This is a genomic window from Propioniciclava sp. (assembly GCF_029977985.1).
In the GTDB taxonomy this organism is placed as follows: domain Bacteria; phylum Actinomycetota; class Actinomycetes; order Propionibacteriales; family Propionibacteriaceae; genus Propioniciclava.
In genome coordinates, this window is record NZ_JARKOT010000146.1 from 1 (window position 1) to 1,856 (window position 1,856).

Sequence of the window (1,856 nt, forward strand, 5' to 3'; positions counted from 1 at the left end):
GACGGCCGGTGTCGACAGTTCGATCTCCGGCAGGGCGAGCACCCAGTGGTAACTGCCGCGGCTCAACACCGGGACCAGTTCGTCGCCGCGTCCGGTGCCGAGCGCCGTCATGCCGTGCAGCGAGAAGGGCACGTCGGCGCCGAGTTCGGCGCCCAGCGCAGCCAGGTCGCCGGGCGAGACGTCGATGCCCCACAGGGTCGAACAGGCCACCAGGGCGGCCGCCGCGTTCGCCGACCCGCCCGCCATGCCGCCCGTCACCGGGATCGTCTTGCGGATCACGATCTCCGCGCCCCGCCGGTGCGCGCCGCCGTGCCGGTCGGCCAGCAGCCGGGCGGCCTTGACGGCGAGGTTCGAGTCGTCCGCCGGCACCAGCCCCGCCTGCGCGCCCGCCACGGTGATGCGGTACGTGCCCGGGGGAGCGTCGCGAACCCCCAGGTCGTCGAACAGGCTCAGGGCCTGGAACACCGTCGCCAGTGGGTGGTAGCCGTCTGCTCGCGCGGCCCCCACGCGCAGCGCGAGATTCACCTTGCCCGACGCGCGCACCTTCACCCACCCGGGGCCAGGGGCCAGCGACGACAACGGTGCCATGAGCCCTTCCTACCAGTCCGGCGGGCCGGAAGGAACAGGTTCGTCGCGACCGGCTCGCCCCAGGGCCTCAACCCGCTCGGGCGGCCGGACTCAGGGCAACTGTTCGGCGACGCGGGCGAAGGCGGCGATGTCCAGCACCTCGCCGCGCGCCTGCGGGTCGACACCGGCGGCGTCCAGTGCCAGAGCCGCCGCAGCGGCCGAGCCGAACAGCCCGGCCAGCGCACCGCGCAGCATCTTGCGCCGCTGCCCGAAGGCCGCGTCGACCACGGCGAACACCCGCTCCCGGCTCGCGGACGTGGCCGGCGGGTCACGTCGCTCCACGGCGACGAGCCCCGAGTCCACGTTCGGCACCGGCCAGAACACGGTCGGCGGCACGGTGCCGACGCGCCGCGCCGACGCGTACCACGCGAGCTTCGCGCTCGGGACGCCGTACGTGCGGCTCCCGGGCGGGGCAGCCAGGCGGTCGGCCACCTCGAGCTGCACCATGACGAGCCCGCGGGCGATCGTTGCGAACCGCTCCATGACGTGCAGGATCACCGGCACGCTCACGTTGTACGGCAGGTTGGCGACGACCGCGGTGGGCTGCGGGTCTGGCAGCGTGTCGACGGCGAGGGCGTCCGACTCCACCACCGTCAGCCGTTCGGACGCCGCCGGTGCCCGTTCGGCGACGGTCCGGGGCAGGCGGGCGGCAAGGCTGGGCTCGATCTCGACGACCGTGACGTGCTGCGCCACGTCGAGCAGACCGAGCGTCAACGACCCCAGCCCCGGCCCGATCTCCAGGACGACGTCGTCCGGCCCGATCCCCGACGCCGCGACGATGCGGCGCACCGTGTTCGGGTCGTGCACGAAGTTCTGGCCGCGCTGCTTGGTGGGCCGCAGGTCGAGCTCGGCCGCCAGTTCGCGGATGGTGCGCGGGTCGAGCAGCATCACGCCCCCCAATCGCCGAACAGCGCCGTCGCGTTGGCGTCCAGCTGGGCGCAGAAGCCCGCGAGATCCTCGCCGCGCACCTCGGCCATGAACCGCACGGTGTGCGGCAGCAGGTAGCTCGCGTTCGGACGCCCCCGCACCGGGACGGGCGTCAGGTAGGGGGCGTCGGTCTCGACGAGGACGCGGTCGGCGGGGGCCAGGCGGAGCGCTTCGCGGAGGTCCTCGTTGGCCTTGAACGTCACCGTGCCCGGGAACGACAGGTACGCGCCGGCGTCCAGGCACCGACGGGCGAACGCGGCGTCGCCGGAGAAACAGTGCAACTGGACGCGGTCCGGCCAGCC

At 74.0% G+C, this 1,856-nt stretch carries 3 protein-coding genes; all 3 read right to left on the reverse strand.

Annotated elements, in window-relative coordinates; genetic code table 11:
* The coding region (gene ispE, locus Q1K57_RS09285) for a 4-(cytidine 5'-diphospho)-2-C-methyl-D-erythritol kinase (protein WP_300081395.1) at positions 1–588 on the reverse strand (588 nt) is incomplete at its 3' end.
* A 90-nt stretch (positions 589–678) separates the two neighbouring features.
* A complete protein-coding gene (gene rsmA, locus Q1K57_RS09290; protein WP_300081397.1) occupies positions 679–1,515 on the reverse strand; it encodes a 16S rRNA (adenine(1518)-N(6)/adenine(1519)-N(6))-dimethyltransferase RsmA in 837 nt (278 codons plus the stop codon).
* Positions 1,515–1,856: TatD family hydrolase (locus tag Q1K57_RS09295; RefSeq protein ID WP_300081400.1), on the reverse strand; the 342-nt coding region annotated here is incomplete at its 5' end. The genes rsmA and Q1K57_RS09295, both read right to left, overlap by 1 nt.